The organism is Streptomyces sp. Ru62 (genome assembly GCF_002920615.1).
Lineage (GTDB): Bacteria > Actinomycetota > Actinomycetes > Streptomycetales > Streptomycetaceae > Streptomyces.
The window spans coordinates 74,513-89,077 of sequence record NZ_PQSU01000036.1 but is presented as its reverse complement, the minus strand read 5'-3'; the positions used below and the strand labels follow the sequence as shown (position 1 = coordinate 89,077).

Below are 14,565 nucleotides of genomic sequence, written 5' to 3'. Positions count from 1 at the left end.
GCACCGACCCGCGCACACTACGAGGTGGAGCTGGCCGACGGCGCGCTGTACGTCGGATCCCCTCAGACGGTCGCCCGCAAGATCGCCCGCACCGCCCGTGATCTGCGTCTGAGCCGCTTCGACCTCAAGTACGACATCATGCACCTGCCCCGGCAGGCCCGCGCCCGCACGATCGAGCTGCTGGGCAGCGAAGTCGCCCCACGGGTGCGGGAACTGCTCAGTGATGAGCCCGCCCGTGTCCGGCCCGGTACGGCACCGAAATGATCCCCTGGTCCCCGCCGTGCCGGCCCGCTGACAGAAGCCCCCGAGGAAGCGCGAAGGAGCGCAAATGAACATCACCGACGTCCGTACGATCGGCATCCTGGGCGCGGGAAAGGTGGGAACCGTACTGGCCCGGCTCGCGGTGGCAGCCGGCTACCGGGTGCTGATCGCGGGTTCGGGCGAGCCCGACGCCATCGCTCTGACCGTGGAGATCCTCGCCCCCGGTGCGGTCGCGGTCACCGCGCAGGAGGCCGCGGCCCAGGCCGACGTGGCGATCCTGGCGCTGCCCCTGGGCAAGTACCGCAACGTGCCGGTGGAGGCGCTGCACGGCAAACTCGTCGTCGACGCCATGAACTACTGGTGGGAGGTGGACGGGATACGCGACGACTTCACCGACCCGCGCACGTCCACCAGCGAACTGGTCCAGGCGTTCCTGCCGGGCTCCCGCGTGGTCAAGGCGTTCAACCACATGGGCTACCACGACCTCGAGGATGAGGCCCGGCCCGCCGGGGTGGCCGACCGCAAGGCGATCGCCCTCGCCGGTGACGACTCCGACGACAGGGTTACGGTCGCGCACCTCGTCCACGCCCTCGGCTTCGACCCCGTCGTCGCCGGTCCGCTCGCCGCCGGCATACGACTGCAGCCGGGCACCGAACCCTTCGGCGCCAACGTGGACGCCGGGGAACTGCGCGCCATGCTCGACCGCTTTCCCGCGTCGGAGCCGAGCCACGCCGTCAGCGAGGCTCGCTGAGGGGTGTCGGCGGCGGGGGGCCGTAGCGGTCTCCCAGCGCAGGAAGCCCTCGTAGCGATGCTGTTCGGCCTGGCTGTTGATCTGCTTGGCCGTCTCCGGGCCCACGCTCACCATGATCAGGAGGCTGGTGCCGGTGAGCTGGTTGGCGCCGCCCAGTCCGGCGAGGCGCTGGACAAGGCTCTTCCTCGTCCTGCGTGGGTCCGCGAAGACGAAGGACCGGGGATGATCGCGCCCGGCCGGGCCCACCCACCCTCCTCGAACGCGCGAGCCAGCAACCAGAGGGCACCCTGGCACCGGGACAGGACAAGCACACGTACACACGTACACACGTGTCGGACCGCGGGCACCCGGACCCGGGAACCCGCGGGTCACGGCTCGCGTGGAACCTTCCGGCCGCCGAATAATTGGTATCGCCGGAACACGGCGGAGCACCTTTCGCCGACCGGTCGGCGACAGCCGGCGACCAGCATCCCGCTGGAGGGAGCCGTCTCGTGACGAGCAGCGGCGCAGCACCGGAACAGCGACGGCGGAACGGGTCCGGGCAGACACGCGAAACGGACCTCGGCCACACCCTCCACCATGCCGCCCGTGCGGCCAGGCGCCGGTTGAACGCCGTGTCGGCGGGTGTCTACCTGCTGGACGAGCGCCGCGGCGGACTCCGCCTCGCGCTGGCCGACGGAAGTCCGCCGTCCCTGTTCACGCTGCCGGGACGGATGGAACTGGACGTGCCCGCCGCCACGGTACGCGCCGTCCTGACGGGGGAGACGGCCGTACTGCTGGACCGGGATCCCGCCGACCCGCGCCGCGAACACCATCTGCCGTATCCCTACATCGCGGCGGCGGCCCCTGTCGTCGCGGACGGCCGGCGCTTCGGCGCCCTGACCGTGCTGCGGCTGGAGACCGACGGCGCCTTCACGGCCGCCGAGCGCGCGGAGCTGCGGGATGTCGCGGACCGGCTGGCCGGGGCACTGGCCCGGCTGGCCGACACCGGCGTGGCCGTGGCGGCCGGTCCGATGCCGATCATGGTGCCACCGGCCCCGGACGACCCTCGTACACCTGTGGGCGTACCGGGGTGGGGGCTGGGCGACATCCCGGGCTCCGCGGGCACGAGCATGATGTTCCCGCTGCGCCGCCTGGCGGAGCTGACCAACAGGGCCACGACCATCGAAGAGGTGATGCAGGCCGCCCGGTACTGCGTCATGGACCCGTTGAGCGCCCGGGGACTGGCTCTGGTGTCGGCCGTCGAGGGCCGGCTGTGGGTCCTCGGGCACAGCGGTGCCTCCTCCGCCATGGTCCGGGCTCTGCACGGCGCCAGGATGGACGACCGAACACCGGCGGCGGAGGCATTCCGTGGACGCCCGGTGTTCCTGACCGGAGACTCGCCCACGGGCCCCTTCTCGGCCGACGAGTCGCGCGCCGAGCTGTACCTGCCACTCACCGGCGACCGCCAGTTCATCGACCTGGCGTTCGGCGGCGGCGGGCGGGTGGTCGCGGTGTGCTGCCTGGAGTTCTCCGGGCCGCGCGGCTTCCCGCCCGAGGAGAGGGCCCTTGTCGGCATGATGGCCGGGCTGCTGGGAGCCGCGGTGCGCCGGGTCGAGCTGAGCGCGCAGCAGCGGGCGATGAGCGAATGCCTCCAGCGTTTCCTCCTGCCCTCCCGGCTCTCGGACCTGCCGCGGCTGGCCACCGCGGCGCGATACCGGCCCGCCGGCGTCACCACCGGGGTGGGGGGTGACTGGTACGACGTGATCACACTGCCCGGGGACCGGGCCGTGCTGGTCGTCGGCGACGTCGAGGGACACTCCGTGGAGAGCACCGCCGTCATGGGGCAGATGCGCACCGCCGTGACCTCCTACGCCGTCGAGGGCCACCGTCCCGCCGCGGTGATCGACCGGACCGGCAGGCTCCTGGCCGCTCTGGGCACCGACCTCACCGCGACCTGCTGCGTCGTCTCGCTGGACACGCTGGACGGCACCGCCGAGGTGGCCCTCGCCGGGCACCCTCCGCCCCTGGTGCGGCGGCCGGACGGGAGCATCGACGTCCTGGCGGCCCCGGCCAACCTGCCGCTGGGCGTTCCCACGGCGGATGCCTGTCAGGCACGCGAGCACCGCCTCGCGTGCGGGTCGGTCCTGATGCTGTACACGGACGGCCTCCTCGGCTGGGAGGCGCCCGATCCGCAGGTGCGCCTGCACGCGCTGCTCGGCACCGGCGGCGGGGCTCCCGCGCCCGATCTCGAACGGCTCGCCGACCTGGTCGTCGAGGACGGCACCACACCACAGCAGCGGCGCGACGACGCCGTCCTGCTGCTGGCGCTGTACGGCGGGGCGGTGGGGCATGAGGAACCGCGCGTGGGGAGCCTGCACATCCAGCGCCGTGACCTGCTCGGGGTCCGGGCGGCCCGCGCGTTCGTCCACGACCAGCTGGGTTCCTGGGGGCTGGAGGAGATGTCGGAGCCCCTTGAGCTGGTCGTCTCCGAGATCGTCACCAACGCCCTCATCCACGCCGGCAGTGACGTGGACGTGCGGCTGCGGGCCTTCGACGACCACCTCCGGCTCGAGGTACGGGACTCCGACAGCAACCCGCCGGTACCCTCCTCGCTGTCGGTCGGCGAGGAGGAGAACGCGGAAGCGGAGCACGGCCGGGGTCTGCTGATCGTGGAGGCGCTGGCCGACACGTGGAACAGCTCGCCGAACGGGCAGGGCAAGACCGTGTCCCTGACACTGCCCATCACCGGGCGGTGAGCGGCGGCGGTGCGCGGGCGGGCGGGATTGCGGCGTCCGGGCTCGTCCGTCGGGCGCCGGGCCGGTCGCCGCGGCGGCAGCGGGTGACCGAACTGCGGGCTCAGGGCCGGTACGGTCCCGAGCCGCGCGAGGTCCTCCCGTCCCCCATCGTCGGCCGCGGGCATCTCGCCCTCGACGCAGGCCCCGCTCACGGTGTAAGCCGTCCCCGCCGGCCAGGCGTACGTCGCCACCCAGGCCCCGGCCGTGACGGACGACTACGACAAGAGCAGCGGAACGGTCGTCCTCGGCGGCAAGAAGATGTACACCGTCCAGTACGGCCACCGCGTCGCGCTGGTCTACGAGAACGCCGTCACCGCGACCCCCGTGACGCAGCACTGGGAGGACGGCGGCAACTGATCACCTGGTCAGCGCTGAGTGAACAGGGGCCGGGCCGCCTGGAGTTGCCCGGTTCCCCACGCGTCCCGTAGGGCCAGAGCCTTCCCGGCTCGGCCCCGAGGTGCCACGTCACGCGGCGGCCCGATCCGCCCAGGCCTGCTCGAGGGCCCGTGTGAACGTCTCGGGCGACTGGACGCCGCTGACTCCGTACCGCCGGTTCAGCACGAAGAACGGCACACCGCCGGCCCCCATCTCGGCCGCCAGTCGCTCGTCGGCCCGCACGTCCTCGGCGAACGCGGTCGGATCGTCGAGCACCGTCCGGGCCGAGGACTCGTCCAGGCCCGCTTCCACCGCGAGGGCCACCAGCGTCTCCTTGTCGTAGATCGACCGTTCCTCCGCGAAGTTCGCCCGGAAGGCGAGGTCCGTCATCTCGGCCTGCCGGCCGTGCGACCTGGCGAAGTGGATGAGCCGGTGCACGTCGAAGGTGTTACCGAAGACACGTCCGCCGATGCGGAACTCCAGCCCCACCTCGTGCGCCATGGCGGCGGCCTGTTCCTCCCTGGCCACCTGCTGTTCCCGGGTGCGGCCGTACTGCGCCGCCACCGCGTCGATGATCGGCACGGTGCCGTTCTCGGCCTGCGGGTTGAGCTCGAACGAACGGTGCACCACCTCGACGTCGTCGCGGTGCTCGAACGCGGCGAGCCCTCTGTCGAAGCGGGCTCGGCCGACGTAGCACCACGGGCAAGCGACGTCGGTCCAGATCTCGACACGCATGGGTAGTTCTCCTGCTCATAGCTGGTCTGAGCGGGCAACCTTCGGGTGGCCCGCGTACGTAGGTCAGGGGCGCGTTCCGGGGCGAACCGTCTGCGCTGGCACGGGGAAGCGGGCGGAGGCGCGGTCGGGCGGGGTCGTCCCCGCCCTGACCCATGCGGGGACGCGCGTGGCAGCGCGCGGTGTCACCGGCGCCGGCGCTGCCACCAGCGTCGCGGACCCTCCTCGGTGCCGGTGCCGGTGCCGGTGCCGGTCCCGGTGCCGGTGCTGGACTCGGACTCGGCCTCTGCCGCCGCCTTGAGCCTTGCGGCCATCTCGACGACGCGTTCGGCTTGGATGGCGGCGGCGAGGCGGGTGGTCTCGCCGACGGGCTTGGTGCCCTGGCCGTCGGCGTGGGAGGTGCCGTAGGGGTTGCCGTCGACGAACTTCTGCGGGTCGGTGAAGCCCGGCGTGACGATGATGCCGCCGAAGTGGTGGACGGAGTTGTACAGGGCCAGCAGCGTGGATTCATGGCCTGCGTGGTCCGTGGCGGTGGAGACGAAGCCGCTGTAGACCTTGTTCGCGAGCTTGCCCTCGGCCCAGAGGCCGCCGAGCGTGTCGATGAACTGCTTCAGCTGCGAGGAGACGTTGCCGAAGCGGGTCGGCGTGCCGAAGACGACGGCGTCGGCCCACTCGATGTCCGCCGGGGTGGCCTCGGGGACGTTCGCGATGGCCGCGTGATGGGCGGCCCAGGCCGGGTTGGAGTCGATGGCCGCCTGCGGGGCCAGCTCGGCCACCTTCAGCAGGCGCACCTCGGCACCCGCCTTCACACCGGCGTCGTGCAGCTCCTGCGCGATCTCGGCGATCGTCCCGGTGGACGAGTAGTAGACGATGGCGAGCTTCACGGGGGTGGCCATGATCGGCGTCTCCGTTCGTTGGTGAGGGTGCGGCGAGTCGGCCGGGCGATCAACAAGACGACCGGTCGCCTATTTCACGCTAGACGACCGGTCGACAAGTGTCAAAGACCGGTGAGTCCGCTCGCTCCCCGTCATAGTCGAACGGTCGTATACTTTGCCGTAGGACGGACCTGTGACGCCAGGAAGAAGATCCTCGCAGCTGCGCAGTCACTCATCGAGCTGCGTGGCTACCCGGCGCTGGGCGTCGCCGAGATCTGCAAGGCGGCCGAGGTGCCCAAGGGGAGCTTCTACTACTTCTTCGAGTCCAAGGAAGCCCTCGCGCTCACCGTGCTCGACGAGCACTGGGCCGCCGAGCGTCGCGGTTGGATCAGCCTCCTGGGGGACGACACGGAGCCGCCCCTCCAGCGCCTGCGCCGGCTCTTCGATGTGACCGAGGCACAGCAGCGGGCCGGCCGGGAGAACCGCGGATCGATCGCGGGCTGCATGCTCGGCAACCTCTTCCCCGAGCGTGGTGGGCGGGCCTCGGCGCGTCCGGGCATCGGGGTGTCGGGGCCGCTCCCCTCCTCGGTGAAGTCCTCCGCGAAGCGGCCCCGGCCGGTGACGGTCACCGTCGTCCACCGCTCCCGGACGACGGTGACCGGTATCTCGCCGGCCGAAGCCGGCGAGGTCCTCAGCTGGCGCGCAGCGGAGCGAGGGCCTTGGCCCACGCCACCACCTGGTCCAGCGTGGTGACGAGCGCGTCGCGCTGGATGCCGGCCGGCTTGAACACGGAGAAGTTCTCGAAGTCCGTGAACAGGGAGAGCCCCACCTGCGCGCGGACGTCGGCCAGCTGGAGTTCCCCGGCGATGCCGCGCAGGTGCTCCACGGCGCGGGCGCCGCCGAGCGAGCCGTAGCTGACGAAGCCGACGGACTTGTTGTTCCACTCGGCGTACAGGAAGTCGATCGCGTTCTTCAGCGCGCCCGGCACCGAGCGGTTGTACTCCGGCGTGACGATGACGAAGCCGTCGAGGGAGGCGATCTTCTCGGCCCAGGCCTGGGTGTGCGGCTGGGTGTAGTTGCCCAGGGAGGCCGGGTACGCCTCGTCCAGGACGGGGAGCTTGAAGTCCAGCAGATCGACCAGCTCGAACTGGGCGTCGGTGCGCTCGGAGGCGACGTCGTGCACCCAGCGAGCGACGGCTTCACCGTTGCGGCCCGGCCGGGTGCTGCCGATGATGATACCGATCTTGGTCATGAGGACGCCCTTTCATGGGTCGACCGTGCCTGAGGTCGGTCAGGCTCAGCCGCAAATACTTGTCGAAACAAGTAGAGCAGTCGTTAATTGACGCGTCAATAAATTGGCGAACACCCGGAGTTGTGCCACGCCTCACAGGCGGTCTCCGGCGCGCTGCGCTCGCCCGGCCGAACAAAGCCAAAAGCGGACGCGGGGTGAGCCCGTGCCGGCTCACCCCGCGTCCGTACCGCGTGGCGGGCGGATGTCACCGCCCTGCGATGATCAGGATTCCGCGCGCTTCGGCAGCCGCCAGTTCGGGCGCGGGAAGTGGCAGGTGTAGCCCTCCGGGTAGCGCTGGAGGTAGTCCTGGTGCTCCGGCTCGGCCTCCCAGAACGGTCCGGCCGGTACGACCTCGGTCACCACCGGCCCCGGCCACAGTCCCGACGCCTCGACGTCGGCGATGGTGTCGAGCGCGACGCGCCACTGCTCCTCGTCGAGGTAGAAGATGGCGGAACGGTAACTGGCCCCGATGTCGTTGCCCTGCCGGTTCTTCGTGGTCGGATCGTGGATCTGGAAGAAGTACTCCAGGATCGTGCGGTAGTCGGTGACGGCCGGATCGAAGACGATCTCGATCGACTCGGCGTGGTTCCCGTGCCTGCGGTAAGTGGGGTGGGGCAGGTCGTCGTCGCCGCTGTAACCGACCCGGGTACGGATCACTCCGGGGAGTTTGCGGATCAGGTCCTGCATCCCCCAGAAGCAGCCGCCGGCGAGCAGCGCCCTTTCCTCGACGTCGGTCATCAGATCTCACCCTCCCCCGGGCCCGGGGGAGATACAGCACCACTATGACGGATAGGTCGTCACCAGCCAAGCCGGTTACATGCTGACAGCCGCCGGGCATTCACGGGGTCGGCGAACCTTTCCGGGTAACCAGTTTGACTGGTGATGCATGGTGTGAGACATTCGCTTCGCCCCGCTCCCCAGCGGTCCGACGACCGCCTCGCGGTGGTCGTTGCGTACCGACACGCCAGACCCAGATCCCCAGCCCGGAGGCACTTCATGATCAGCAGGCGTTCCTTCAACAAGGCCGTAGGACTGGGAACAGGCGCGGCCGCCGTCTCGCTGACCGGCATGCCGAGCGCCTCCGCCGCCTCGCGCCACACCGACACCCCGACCGTCCCCACGGTGACCCCCGGCACCCACACCTCGTTCGCGAGGCTGAAGCAGGTCAGGGCCGGGGTCCTGAACGTCGGGTACGCCGAGGCGGGTCCCGCGCACGGCCCGGTCGTCATCTGTCTGCACGGCTGGCCCTACGACATCCACAGCTTCGTCGACGTCGCCCCGCTGCTGGCAGCGCAGGGGTACCGGGTGGTCGTCCCGTATCTCCGCGGCCACGGCACGACGGCCTTCCTGTCCTCCCGCACGGTCCGCAACGCGCAGCAGTCGGCGGTCGCCCTCGACATCATCGCCCTGATGGACGCCCTCAAGATCGAGCAGGCCCTCCTCGCCGGCTTCGACTGGGGCTCGCGCACCGCCGACATCGTCGCGGCCCTGTGGCCCGAACGCGTCAAGGGGCTGGTGTCGGTGAGCGGGTACCTCGTCACCGACGTCGAGGCCCAGAAGAAGCCGCTGCCTCCCGCGGCCGAGCACACCTGGTGGTACCAGTACTACTTCTCCACCGAGCGGGGCCGCCTCGCCATGGAGGACGAGCGGAACCGGCACGACCTGTGCCGGTTCGTCTGGCAGACGGTCTCCCCGACCTGGCAGTTCGACGACGCCACCTTCGAACGCACCGCCAAAGCGTTCCAGAACCCCGACTACGCGGCCATCGTGATCCACAACTACCGCTGGCGGCTCGGCCTCGCCGACGGAGAACGGCGCTACGACCGCTACGAGCGCCTCCTCGCCACACGACCCGTGATCGAGGCGCCCACCATCACCCTCGACGCCGAGCGCGACCCGTTCACGCCTCCCGGCAACGGCGCTTCGTACCGCGACCGCTTCACCGGCGCCTACGAGCACCGCACGCTGAACGGCATCGGCCACAACCTGCCACAGGAGGCTCCCACCGCCTTCGCCCAGGCCGTCGTCGACGTCGACCACTTCTGAAGGACCGGTCGCCCAACCGAAGAGCTCCTGCCACCGGTGGCGTCGCCTGTGCGACCGCCCGGTGGCAGGCCAGGAGCGGTCGTCCACGCACACCCCCCGGTGCGAGGGCGACCGCTCCGTCATGTCCGGCGCGCCCCCTCCCCCGCGCCGACCCTCGGGTACGCCGCGTTCGAAGGCGTCTTCCTCGGCTTCCTGTCGGCGGCGGTGTCGGCGTACGTCGCTCCGGGCGTGGTCGTCCAGGCCGTACCGGGGCACCATCGCCGTCTCCACGGGCGTGCTGATCGCGTACCGGATGTGCCGGATGGTCGTCAGGCACAGCGTCGTCGGCCACCTGCTCGCCGTCGCGACCGGATTCCTCCCGCTCACCGTCGTCGACGCGCTCTCAGCGGTGGCCTGGGAGTCGTGTTCGGTGTCGCGGCGTCCTGCTCGGCGCCGGCTTCCTGACACTGGACTTCCGGCGGGGCGAGGACGCGACGGCCACGGCGGCCCACGCGAGGAATCCTGGCCGACGGCTGACCATAATGCGCGGCAACGGCTGAGGTCCGCGACGCGAGAGGGGCATCGGCGCGTGACGGATGCCCCTCACCGGGCCACGCACGGGCGAAGGGCCGCCACCTCGGGTGCCGAGGTGGCGGCCCTTCGCCGGAAGAGCAACTGCGCCTGCCGGGGACGGCACGACGCGGCGTACGTCGCCGATCGGATACGCCGGGCCCGTCGCGCCGGGGACACCACACGGACGGACCCGCGCTACGCCGACCCCATCGTCCGGACGGCGTGCTCGCGGGAGGAGCGGGTGCCGACGTTCCGGTCGTGCCGGCAGGCGTCACGCGTCGCGGGCCTCGTCGGCCGCGGGGCGCACGTCCTCGTCCGGCACCCACCGAGAGTGCTCGCGCGCCGCCCAGGACCTGCTCACGTACCCGGACCTCATCCCCAGCCTCGCCTCTGGATCCCGGTAGGCCTTGCGCATGTGTCCGAGCAGGACGAACGTGATGGACCAGGCCAGGCAGTCGTGGACGAAGATGGCGCTGGTGCGCGAGATGTCCGGCAGGAATCCCATGAACCACATGAGCAGTCCGGTGAACATCATCACCAGCACCGCACCCGCGATCCAGCCGGCGTACAGCTTCTGACCCGCGTTGAACTTGCCCGCCGGCCGCGCCACCGGCGACGACAGACGCCTGCGGGCAGCGCGCAGCCACTGCCGGTCATACACGGCGAAACGGTTCAGCCGGCGCAGGTCCGCGCGGAACTCGCGGGAGAAGAGCCCCAGCAGGGTCGGCGCCGGCAGCAGCACACCCGACCATTCGTGGAGCGTGATCATCAGATGCCTCCGCCCGACCAGCTGGGCGACGGGGCCGAGGTAGAGACAGGCGGCGGTCAGCAGGCACACCAGCATCAGCCACCCGGTGGCCCGGTGCACCAGGCGTGGGGCGAGGGCGAACCGGCGGACCGTGCCGCCCGTTTCATGCCGCGTGCCGGTCGGCGTCGTCGAGCCAGCCGTCGACGGCATATCCGCGCTCCTCCCAGTAGCCGGGGACGACCTTGTCGGTGACCGAGATGCCGGACAGCCACTTGGCCGACTTGTAGAAGTACATGGGGGCCACGTAAAGGCGGACCGGCCCTCCCTGGGCGTGGCTGATCGGTTTGTCCTGCAACGTCAGCGCGATCAGCACGTCCGAGCGGCGCGCCTGCTCCAGGGTGAGGCTCTCGGTGTAGGCGCCGTCGAAACAGGTGAACCGGACGGCCTTGCCCTCGGAACGCACTCCGGCGGCATCCAGGAGATCCGCCAGCTTCACGCCCGTGAAGGGCGTTTTGTTGACCCGCCATCCGTCGGTGCACACCACGTCGTGGACGACCCGGCTCTGCGGCAGGTCCCGCAGCTGCGGCAGCGAATAGGTCGTCGGCCGGTCGACCAGGCCGTCGATCCGCAGCGTGTAGTTCGTCTCGTCCTTGCGCGGCACCGAGCCGACCACGCTGTAGTACCGGAAGCCGCCCGGGTTGGGCAACAGGCCGGTGATGCCCGTCGCGTCCACCTGTGAGGCGGACGCGAGGAATCCCTCCCAGCCGCGTTGCAGATACGGCGCGGCAGCGAGCCCGGCGGCGCCCGTGGCGAGCATGCCCAACAACGCGCGCCGGCCCATCGGCGCTCCTTCACGATCCTGGTCCGGCCCTACCGCCATGTCTGTGCTCCTTCGCCGCGGCAACGGTCTTCACGGCGCGCTTCCCCCATGACGCAGGCTCTGCCAACCGGTGTGGTCACATCACGTCAACGCCGTCACCTGTTTAACTGGTTAGGATGGTGACACGGCGGCGCGGAGCCTGTCAACGAGATGTGTCAGCCGAGCCTGGTCACCTGATAGTGGGAGATGTACCAGCGGTCGGAGACGCGCTTGAGCACGATGCCGAGAGCGACGTGGATGGCCGGCCGGTCGGTGAAACGGAAGTCGACGTCGAGATACCCGAGCAGGACGTCGTCCGCGAGGCTGCGCGTCTCGAGCACCTGGTACTCGGCGGTCAGCCCGATCGGCTGGGAGTCGTAGTACGCGGCCACCCCCGGACGGCCCACGCTGCAGGGACGAAGCCCCTGGAAGATGGCGTCCTCGGTGAAGAGCGCCGCCACCTTCTCCGGCTCGTGCGCGTCGACCGCGCTCTTCCACTGGTCCACGACGCCGCGCAGGACGGCCTCGGGTGCTGCTGTGCCGCTCATCGGTCTTCTCCTCCGGTGGGGCCCGGGTCGTTGGGGTGTGACTGCAGGGCGGTGATCTCGGCCGTCATCCACGGCCACAGGGGCAAGGTGCCGAGCACCTTCTCCCGCAGGCCGGTTTCGTCGTCCGCACGCCACACCCCGATGCTGCGCAGCTCCCCGACCAGCCCGGACACGTCCGACTGCGGGGGGAGGCCTGTGGGGTCTGCCACACCGACGTCCTGGCGATCGAGGGCCTGCGCGCGGACCCCTCGCAGCCCATCGTCCCGGGGCACGAAGTCGTCGGCGTCATCGACGCCGTCGGCGCCGGCGTCACCGCCTGGCAGCCCGGCGACCGCGTCGGAGTCGGCTTCCTGAACGGGCACTGCGGGCAGTGCAAACCCTGCCGTCGTGGTGACTTCGTCAACTGCCTGAACCAGCCACAAACCGGCACCACCACCGACGGCGGCTACGCGGAGGTCGTCTACGCCCGCGCCAGCGGACTCGCGCGCATTCCCGACGGCCTCTCGGCCATCGACGCGGCGCCGCTGCTCTGCGCCGGCCTGACCACCTTCTCCGCGTTGCAGCGGGGGCACGCCCGGGCCGGGTCCCTGGTCGCCGTGCAGGGCATCGGAGGCCTCGGCCACCTGGCCCTGCAGTACGCGCGCAGCCTCGGCCATCGGGTCGCCGCGGTGGCGCGGGGCGAGGAGAAGGAAGCGCTCGCCCGGGAGCTCGGCGCCGACGAGTACATCGACAGCACCGCCGTCGATCCCGGCGAGGCACTGCGCGATCTGGGCGGCGCCTCGGTCATCGTCGCCACCGAGTCCAGCGGTGCGTCCATGAACCCACTGGTGCGGGGCCTGGCCCCGAACGGCACGCTGGTCGTCGTCGGTGCCGCACCCGACCCGCTGACGGTCGCGACCCCCGACCTGATCTTCGGCACCCACGCCGTCGTCGGAAGTCTGACCGGCAGCCGGTCGAAGATCCGCTTGACGGTGTGCCGCTGCCGCTGCTTGCGCGACTCCGGCAGACGGACTCCATGGCCGCCCGCACTGTCCGGAAGCCCACCCGTACGTGCGCTACAGGGCCCTGTTCCGCATTCCGCCCGGGCATCGCGGCGTATCGCCGCGTACAGAGAGCTTGGACTCCGTTGGCACCAGCGCCCCCTCACCACGCTGGGCACTCCCCGCGTCCCACCGCAAGCCCCAAGTGGTGTCCACACTGGGCGAATCCAGCCTGCCCCACTCGGGCGTCCGGGCTGCCTTCCGCTAGTGCGACGCGATGGCTTTGACCCAGTCCTCGACCGTGAGGACATCCGCCCACTGCGGGAACAGCTTTTCGGTGAGCATGCGGTGCACCTCGGGGTCGGTGTCCAGGCAGGCATCCGCCAGGACGGTGAGGCCGAAGTCCAGGTCGATGGCCCGCCACAGGGTGGACAGCACCACAGCGCTGGTGGCGATGCCGGTCAGCACAAGGCTGTCGATGTCGCGAGCTCTCAGCACCAAATCGAGGTCGCTGCCGGAGAACGCGCTCCCCCGCCTCTTGGTGACCACGACGTCGCCCTGCTGGGGCGCGACGTCGTCATGGATCTCGGTACCAGGGGCTCCCTCGGTGAACAGGCCGGCCCGCACCGCGTTTGTCATCACCTTGTTGCGGGGGCTGACTTCTGGATCGCCGGGCCGTAACCCGAGCACCACGTAGATCACGGTGATACCTGCTGCCCGGGCACCGTCGATCGCCCTTCGCAAGCGCGGCAGATATCCGGAACCGTCATCGGCGATGGCCACGACGTCCCGTTGCACGTCCATCACCAGAAGCGCGCTGTTTGCCATGCTTGCCGCCCCTTCTCCCGTTGCTGCAAGTCTGGTGGCTCAGCCGAGCTGCGGTGGAGGTTTCCGAGTTCTTGCCCTGCAATCACCACGTGGTGTCCGAACTCGGTGGCAAGCGGTGTCGCACACGATCAGCCGGCTTTGGAGCCCGTCCGAGGGGTGTCGAGGGCCTCGGGCATGATGACCGCATGTCAAACATTGCCGCGCGCTCCGCGCTGCTCGATCATCTCCGCAGGACGCTCCCGGGCCGTGTCGTCGACGAGGTGTCGGGGGTCGACGGGCCGATCGAGGATCGCGTACCCGGCTTTCGGGTGTTCCGAGTCCACCCGGCTCACCCTGGCGACTGGTGGCTGTATGTGACGTCAGGTTGCTGGGACTCGACGCAACGCGACGGGCACGGGGTCGAGTTCGTCCTCGCGGCGCCGCGCGACGAGTGGCTCAACGTGGAGAGCGTCACGATGAATGCGTACTACCACTGCGGGCCCGTTCACCAACGACTCGATGTCGGGCACACCGTGCCGATCGGCAGGCCGTGGCTCGACGACTCGGGCTGCGATCACTACCTGGTGAGTCTGCCCTATCCCTTCGGGCCCGAGTTCGAGATCTGCAAGTGGGGCGACGGTGCCCATGCCCGGATCCTGTGGCTGTTGCCGATCAGCGAGGCGGAGAAGGACTTCCGGCGGGAGGCCGAACTGGAAGCGTTGGAGAGCCGATTCGAGGAGCTGGGGATCGACCCAGTCGACCCCCAGCGAGCGTCCGTGGTCTGAGTCGCGGCAGCCGAGAAGCAGGCCGAGCACGCGAGTCCGGACGCTTTGGCCGGCCGCAGGAGTCGCGGTACAACCATCGGTGACGGTGGGGCGTCTGTTTCTTGTTACGCATCACGGGGATCGAGCGGGTAGCGCGATGGACACGGGGTGCGCACCATCAATTCGGTTCGCGGACGCC

Annotated in this window: 15 protein-coding genes and 3 pseudogenes; 9 read left to right on the top strand and 9 right to left on the bottom strand. The window is 70.4% G+C overall.

The window, feature by feature from the left end:
- From C3492_RS36190 to C3492_RS46285, 4 genes and pseudogenes are all read left to right on the top strand, one after another.
- Positions 1 to 264 (top strand): annotated as a pseudogene (locus C3492_RS36190) (LLM class flavin-dependent oxidoreductase); the annotation flags it as partial.
- Positions 265 to 328: 64 nt separating this feature from the next.
- The gene (locus C3492_RS36185; RefSeq protein WP_103816870.1) at positions 329 to 1,012 is read left to right on the top strand and encodes an NADPH-dependent F420 reductase; all 684 of its coding nucleotides are present in this window, start codon (positions 329 to 331) and stop codon (positions 1,010 to 1,012) included.
- Positions 1,013 to 1,503: 491 nt separating this feature from the next.
- Positions 1,504 to 3,750 (top strand): SpoIIE family protein phosphatase, encoded by a 2,247-nt coding sequence (locus C3492_RS36180; RefSeq protein ID WP_103816869.1) that lies wholly within the window; start codon positions 1,504 to 1,506, stop codon positions 3,748 to 3,750.
- A gap of 243 nt (positions 3,751 to 3,993) precedes the next feature.
- Complete coding sequence (locus tag C3492_RS46285) at positions 3,994 to 4,146, top strand: hypothetical protein (RefSeq protein ID WP_258056090.1); 153 nt, start codon at positions 3,994 to 3,996, stop codon at positions 4,144 to 4,146.
- Positions 4,147 to 4,254: 108 nt separating this feature from the next.
- On the opposite strand, the gene C3492_RS36170 is transcribed toward C3492_RS46285, so the two are convergent.
- On the bottom strand, positions 4,255 to 4,899 hold the full coding sequence (locus C3492_RS36170; RefSeq protein ID WP_103816868.1) for a DsbA family oxidoreductase: 645 nt from the start codon (positions 4,897 to 4,899) through the stop codon (positions 4,255 to 4,257).
- A gap of 182 nt (positions 4,900 to 5,081) precedes the next feature.
- Positions 5,082 to 5,792, bottom strand: coding sequence for an NAD(P)H:quinone oxidoreductase (gene wrbA, locus C3492_RS36165; RefSeq protein WP_103816867.1), 711 nt, complete (start codon positions 5,790 to 5,792; stop codon positions 5,082 to 5,084).
- A 111-nt stretch (positions 5,793 to 5,903) separates the two neighbouring features.
- On the opposite strand from wrbA, the gene C3492_RS36160 reads away from it, so the two are divergent.
- Positions 5,904 to 6,524, top strand: a complete 621-nt coding sequence (locus C3492_RS36160) for a TetR/AcrR family transcriptional regulator (RefSeq protein WP_103816866.1) — start codon at positions 5,904 to 5,906, stop codon at positions 6,522 to 6,524.
- Here the strand turns inward: C3492_RS36160 and C3492_RS36155 are convergent.
- Positions 6,463 to 7,023, bottom strand: a complete 561-nt coding sequence (locus C3492_RS36155) for an NADPH-dependent FMN reductase (RefSeq protein WP_103816865.1) — start codon at positions 7,021 to 7,023, stop codon at positions 6,463 to 6,465. The genes C3492_RS36160 and C3492_RS36155 overlap by 62 nt on opposite strands.
- A gap of 261 nt (positions 7,024 to 7,284) precedes the next feature.
- Positions 7,285 to 7,800: a peptide-methionine (S)-S-oxide reductase MsrA gene (msrA, locus tag C3492_RS36150; protein ID WP_103816864.1), complete on the bottom strand. Its 516-nt coding sequence runs from the start codon at positions 7,798 to 7,800 to the stop codon at positions 7,285 to 7,287.
- 258 nt (positions 7,801 to 8,058) lie between these two features.
- Here msrA and C3492_RS36145 point away from each other — a divergent pair, with 258 nt between their 5' ends.
- Entirely contained in the window at positions 8,059 to 9,108 is a 1,050-nt protein-coding gene (locus C3492_RS36145; RefSeq protein WP_103816863.1) for an alpha/beta fold hydrolase, read from the top strand.
- A gap of 36 nt (positions 9,109 to 9,144) precedes the next feature.
- A complete protein-coding gene (locus C3492_RS36140) occupies positions 9,145 to 9,552 on the top strand; it encodes a Bax inhibitor-1/YccA family protein (RefSeq protein WP_308461174.1) in 408 nt (135 codons plus the stop codon).
- A 379-nt stretch (positions 9,553 to 9,931) separates the two neighbouring features.
- Here C3492_RS36140 and C3492_RS36135 read toward each other — a convergent pair whose 3' ends face one another.
- From C3492_RS36135 to C3492_RS46280, 4 genes and pseudogenes are all read right to left on the bottom strand, one after another.
- Positions 9,932 to 10,618, bottom strand: coding sequence for a cytochrome b/b6 domain-containing protein (locus C3492_RS36135; protein WP_103816862.1), 687 nt, complete (start codon positions 10,616 to 10,618; stop codon positions 9,932 to 9,934).
- Positions 10,572 to 11,288, bottom strand: a complete 717-nt coding sequence (locus tag C3492_RS36130) for a molybdopterin-dependent oxidoreductase (protein ID WP_181140723.1) — start codon at positions 11,286 to 11,288, stop codon at positions 10,572 to 10,574. The genes C3492_RS36135 and C3492_RS36130 overlap by 47 nt, the downstream gene beginning before the upstream one ends.
- Positions 11,289 to 11,443: 155 nt before the next feature.
- Positions 11,444 to 11,815 (bottom strand): SgcJ/EcaC family oxidoreductase, encoded by a 372-nt coding sequence (locus C3492_RS36125; RefSeq protein WP_103816861.1) that lies wholly within the window; start codon positions 11,813 to 11,815, stop codon positions 11,444 to 11,446.
- Positions 11,812 to 11,976 (bottom strand): annotated as a pseudogene (locus tag C3492_RS46280) (muconolactone Delta-isomerase family protein); the annotation flags it as partial. The pseudogene C3492_RS46280 and the gene C3492_RS36125, both read right to left, overlap by 4 nt.
- Before the next feature lie 18 nt (positions 11,977 to 11,994).
- Between C3492_RS46280 and C3492_RS36115 the strand changes: the two are divergent.
- Positions 11,995 to 12,720 (top strand): annotated as a pseudogene (locus tag C3492_RS36115) (alcohol dehydrogenase catalytic domain-containing protein); the annotation flags it as partial.
- A gap of 339 nt (positions 12,721 to 13,059) precedes the next feature.
- On the opposite strand, the gene C3492_RS36110 reads toward C3492_RS36115, so the two are convergent.
- Positions 13,060 to 13,623: a cysteine hydrolase family protein gene (locus C3492_RS36110; RefSeq protein WP_103816860.1), complete on the bottom strand. Its 564-nt coding sequence runs from the start codon at positions 13,621 to 13,623 to the stop codon at positions 13,060 to 13,062.
- Positions 13,624 to 13,808: 185 nt separating this feature from the next.
- Between C3492_RS36110 and C3492_RS36105 the strand changes: the two genes are divergently transcribed.
- Positions 13,809 to 14,387: a suppressor of fused domain protein gene (locus tag C3492_RS36105; protein WP_103816859.1), complete on the top strand. Its 579-nt coding sequence runs from the start codon at positions 13,809 to 13,811 to the stop codon at positions 14,385 to 14,387.
- The last annotated feature ends 178 nt before the right edge of the window (positions 14,388 to 14,565 follow it).

What these genes read in the sequence shown, in the direction of transcription:
- C3492_RS36155 (WP_103816865.1), bottom strand. Translation starts at nt 7,023, where the DNA reads ATGACCAAGATCGGTATCATCATCGGCAGCACCCGGCCGGGCCGCAAC.
- C3492_RS36130 (WP_181140723.1), bottom strand. Translation starts at nt 11,288, where the DNA reads ATGGCGGTAGGGCCGGACCAGGATCGTGAAGGAGCGCCGATGGGCCGG.
- wrbA (WP_103816867.1), bottom strand. Translation starts at nt 5,792, where the DNA reads ATGGCCACCCCCGTGAAGCTCGCCATCGTCTACTACTCGTCCACCGGG.
- C3492_RS36145 (WP_103816863.1), top strand. Translation starts at nt 8,059, where the DNA reads ATGATCAGCAGGCGTTCCTTCAACAAGGCCGTAGGACTGGGAACAGGC.
- C3492_RS36170 (WP_103816868.1), bottom strand. Translation starts at nt 4,899, where the DNA reads ATGCGTGTCGAGATCTGGACCGACGTCGCTTGCCCGTGGTGCTACGTC.
- C3492_RS36135 (WP_103816862.1), bottom strand. Translation starts at nt 10,618, where the DNA reads ATGCCGTCGACGGCTGGCTCGACGACGCCGACCGGCACGCGGCATGAA.
- C3492_RS36110 (WP_103816860.1), bottom strand. Translation starts at nt 13,623, where the DNA reads ATGGCAAACAGCGCGCTTCTGGTGATGGACGTGCAACGGGACGTCGTG.
- msrA (WP_103816864.1), bottom strand. Translation starts at nt 7,800, where the DNA reads ATGACCGACGTCGAGGAAAGGGCGCTGCTCGCCGGCGGCTGCTTCTGG.
- C3492_RS36185 (WP_103816870.1), top strand. Translation starts at nt 329, where the DNA reads ATGAACATCACCGACGTCCGTACGATCGGCATCCTGGGCGCGGGAAAG.
- C3492_RS36105 (WP_103816859.1), top strand. Translation starts at nt 13,809, where the DNA reads ATGTCAAACATTGCCGCGCGCTCCGCGCTGCTCGATCATCTCCGCAGG.
- C3492_RS36125 (WP_103816861.1), bottom strand. Translation starts at nt 11,815, where the DNA reads ATGAGCGGCACAGCAGCACCCGAGGCCGTCCTGCGCGGCGTCGTGGAC.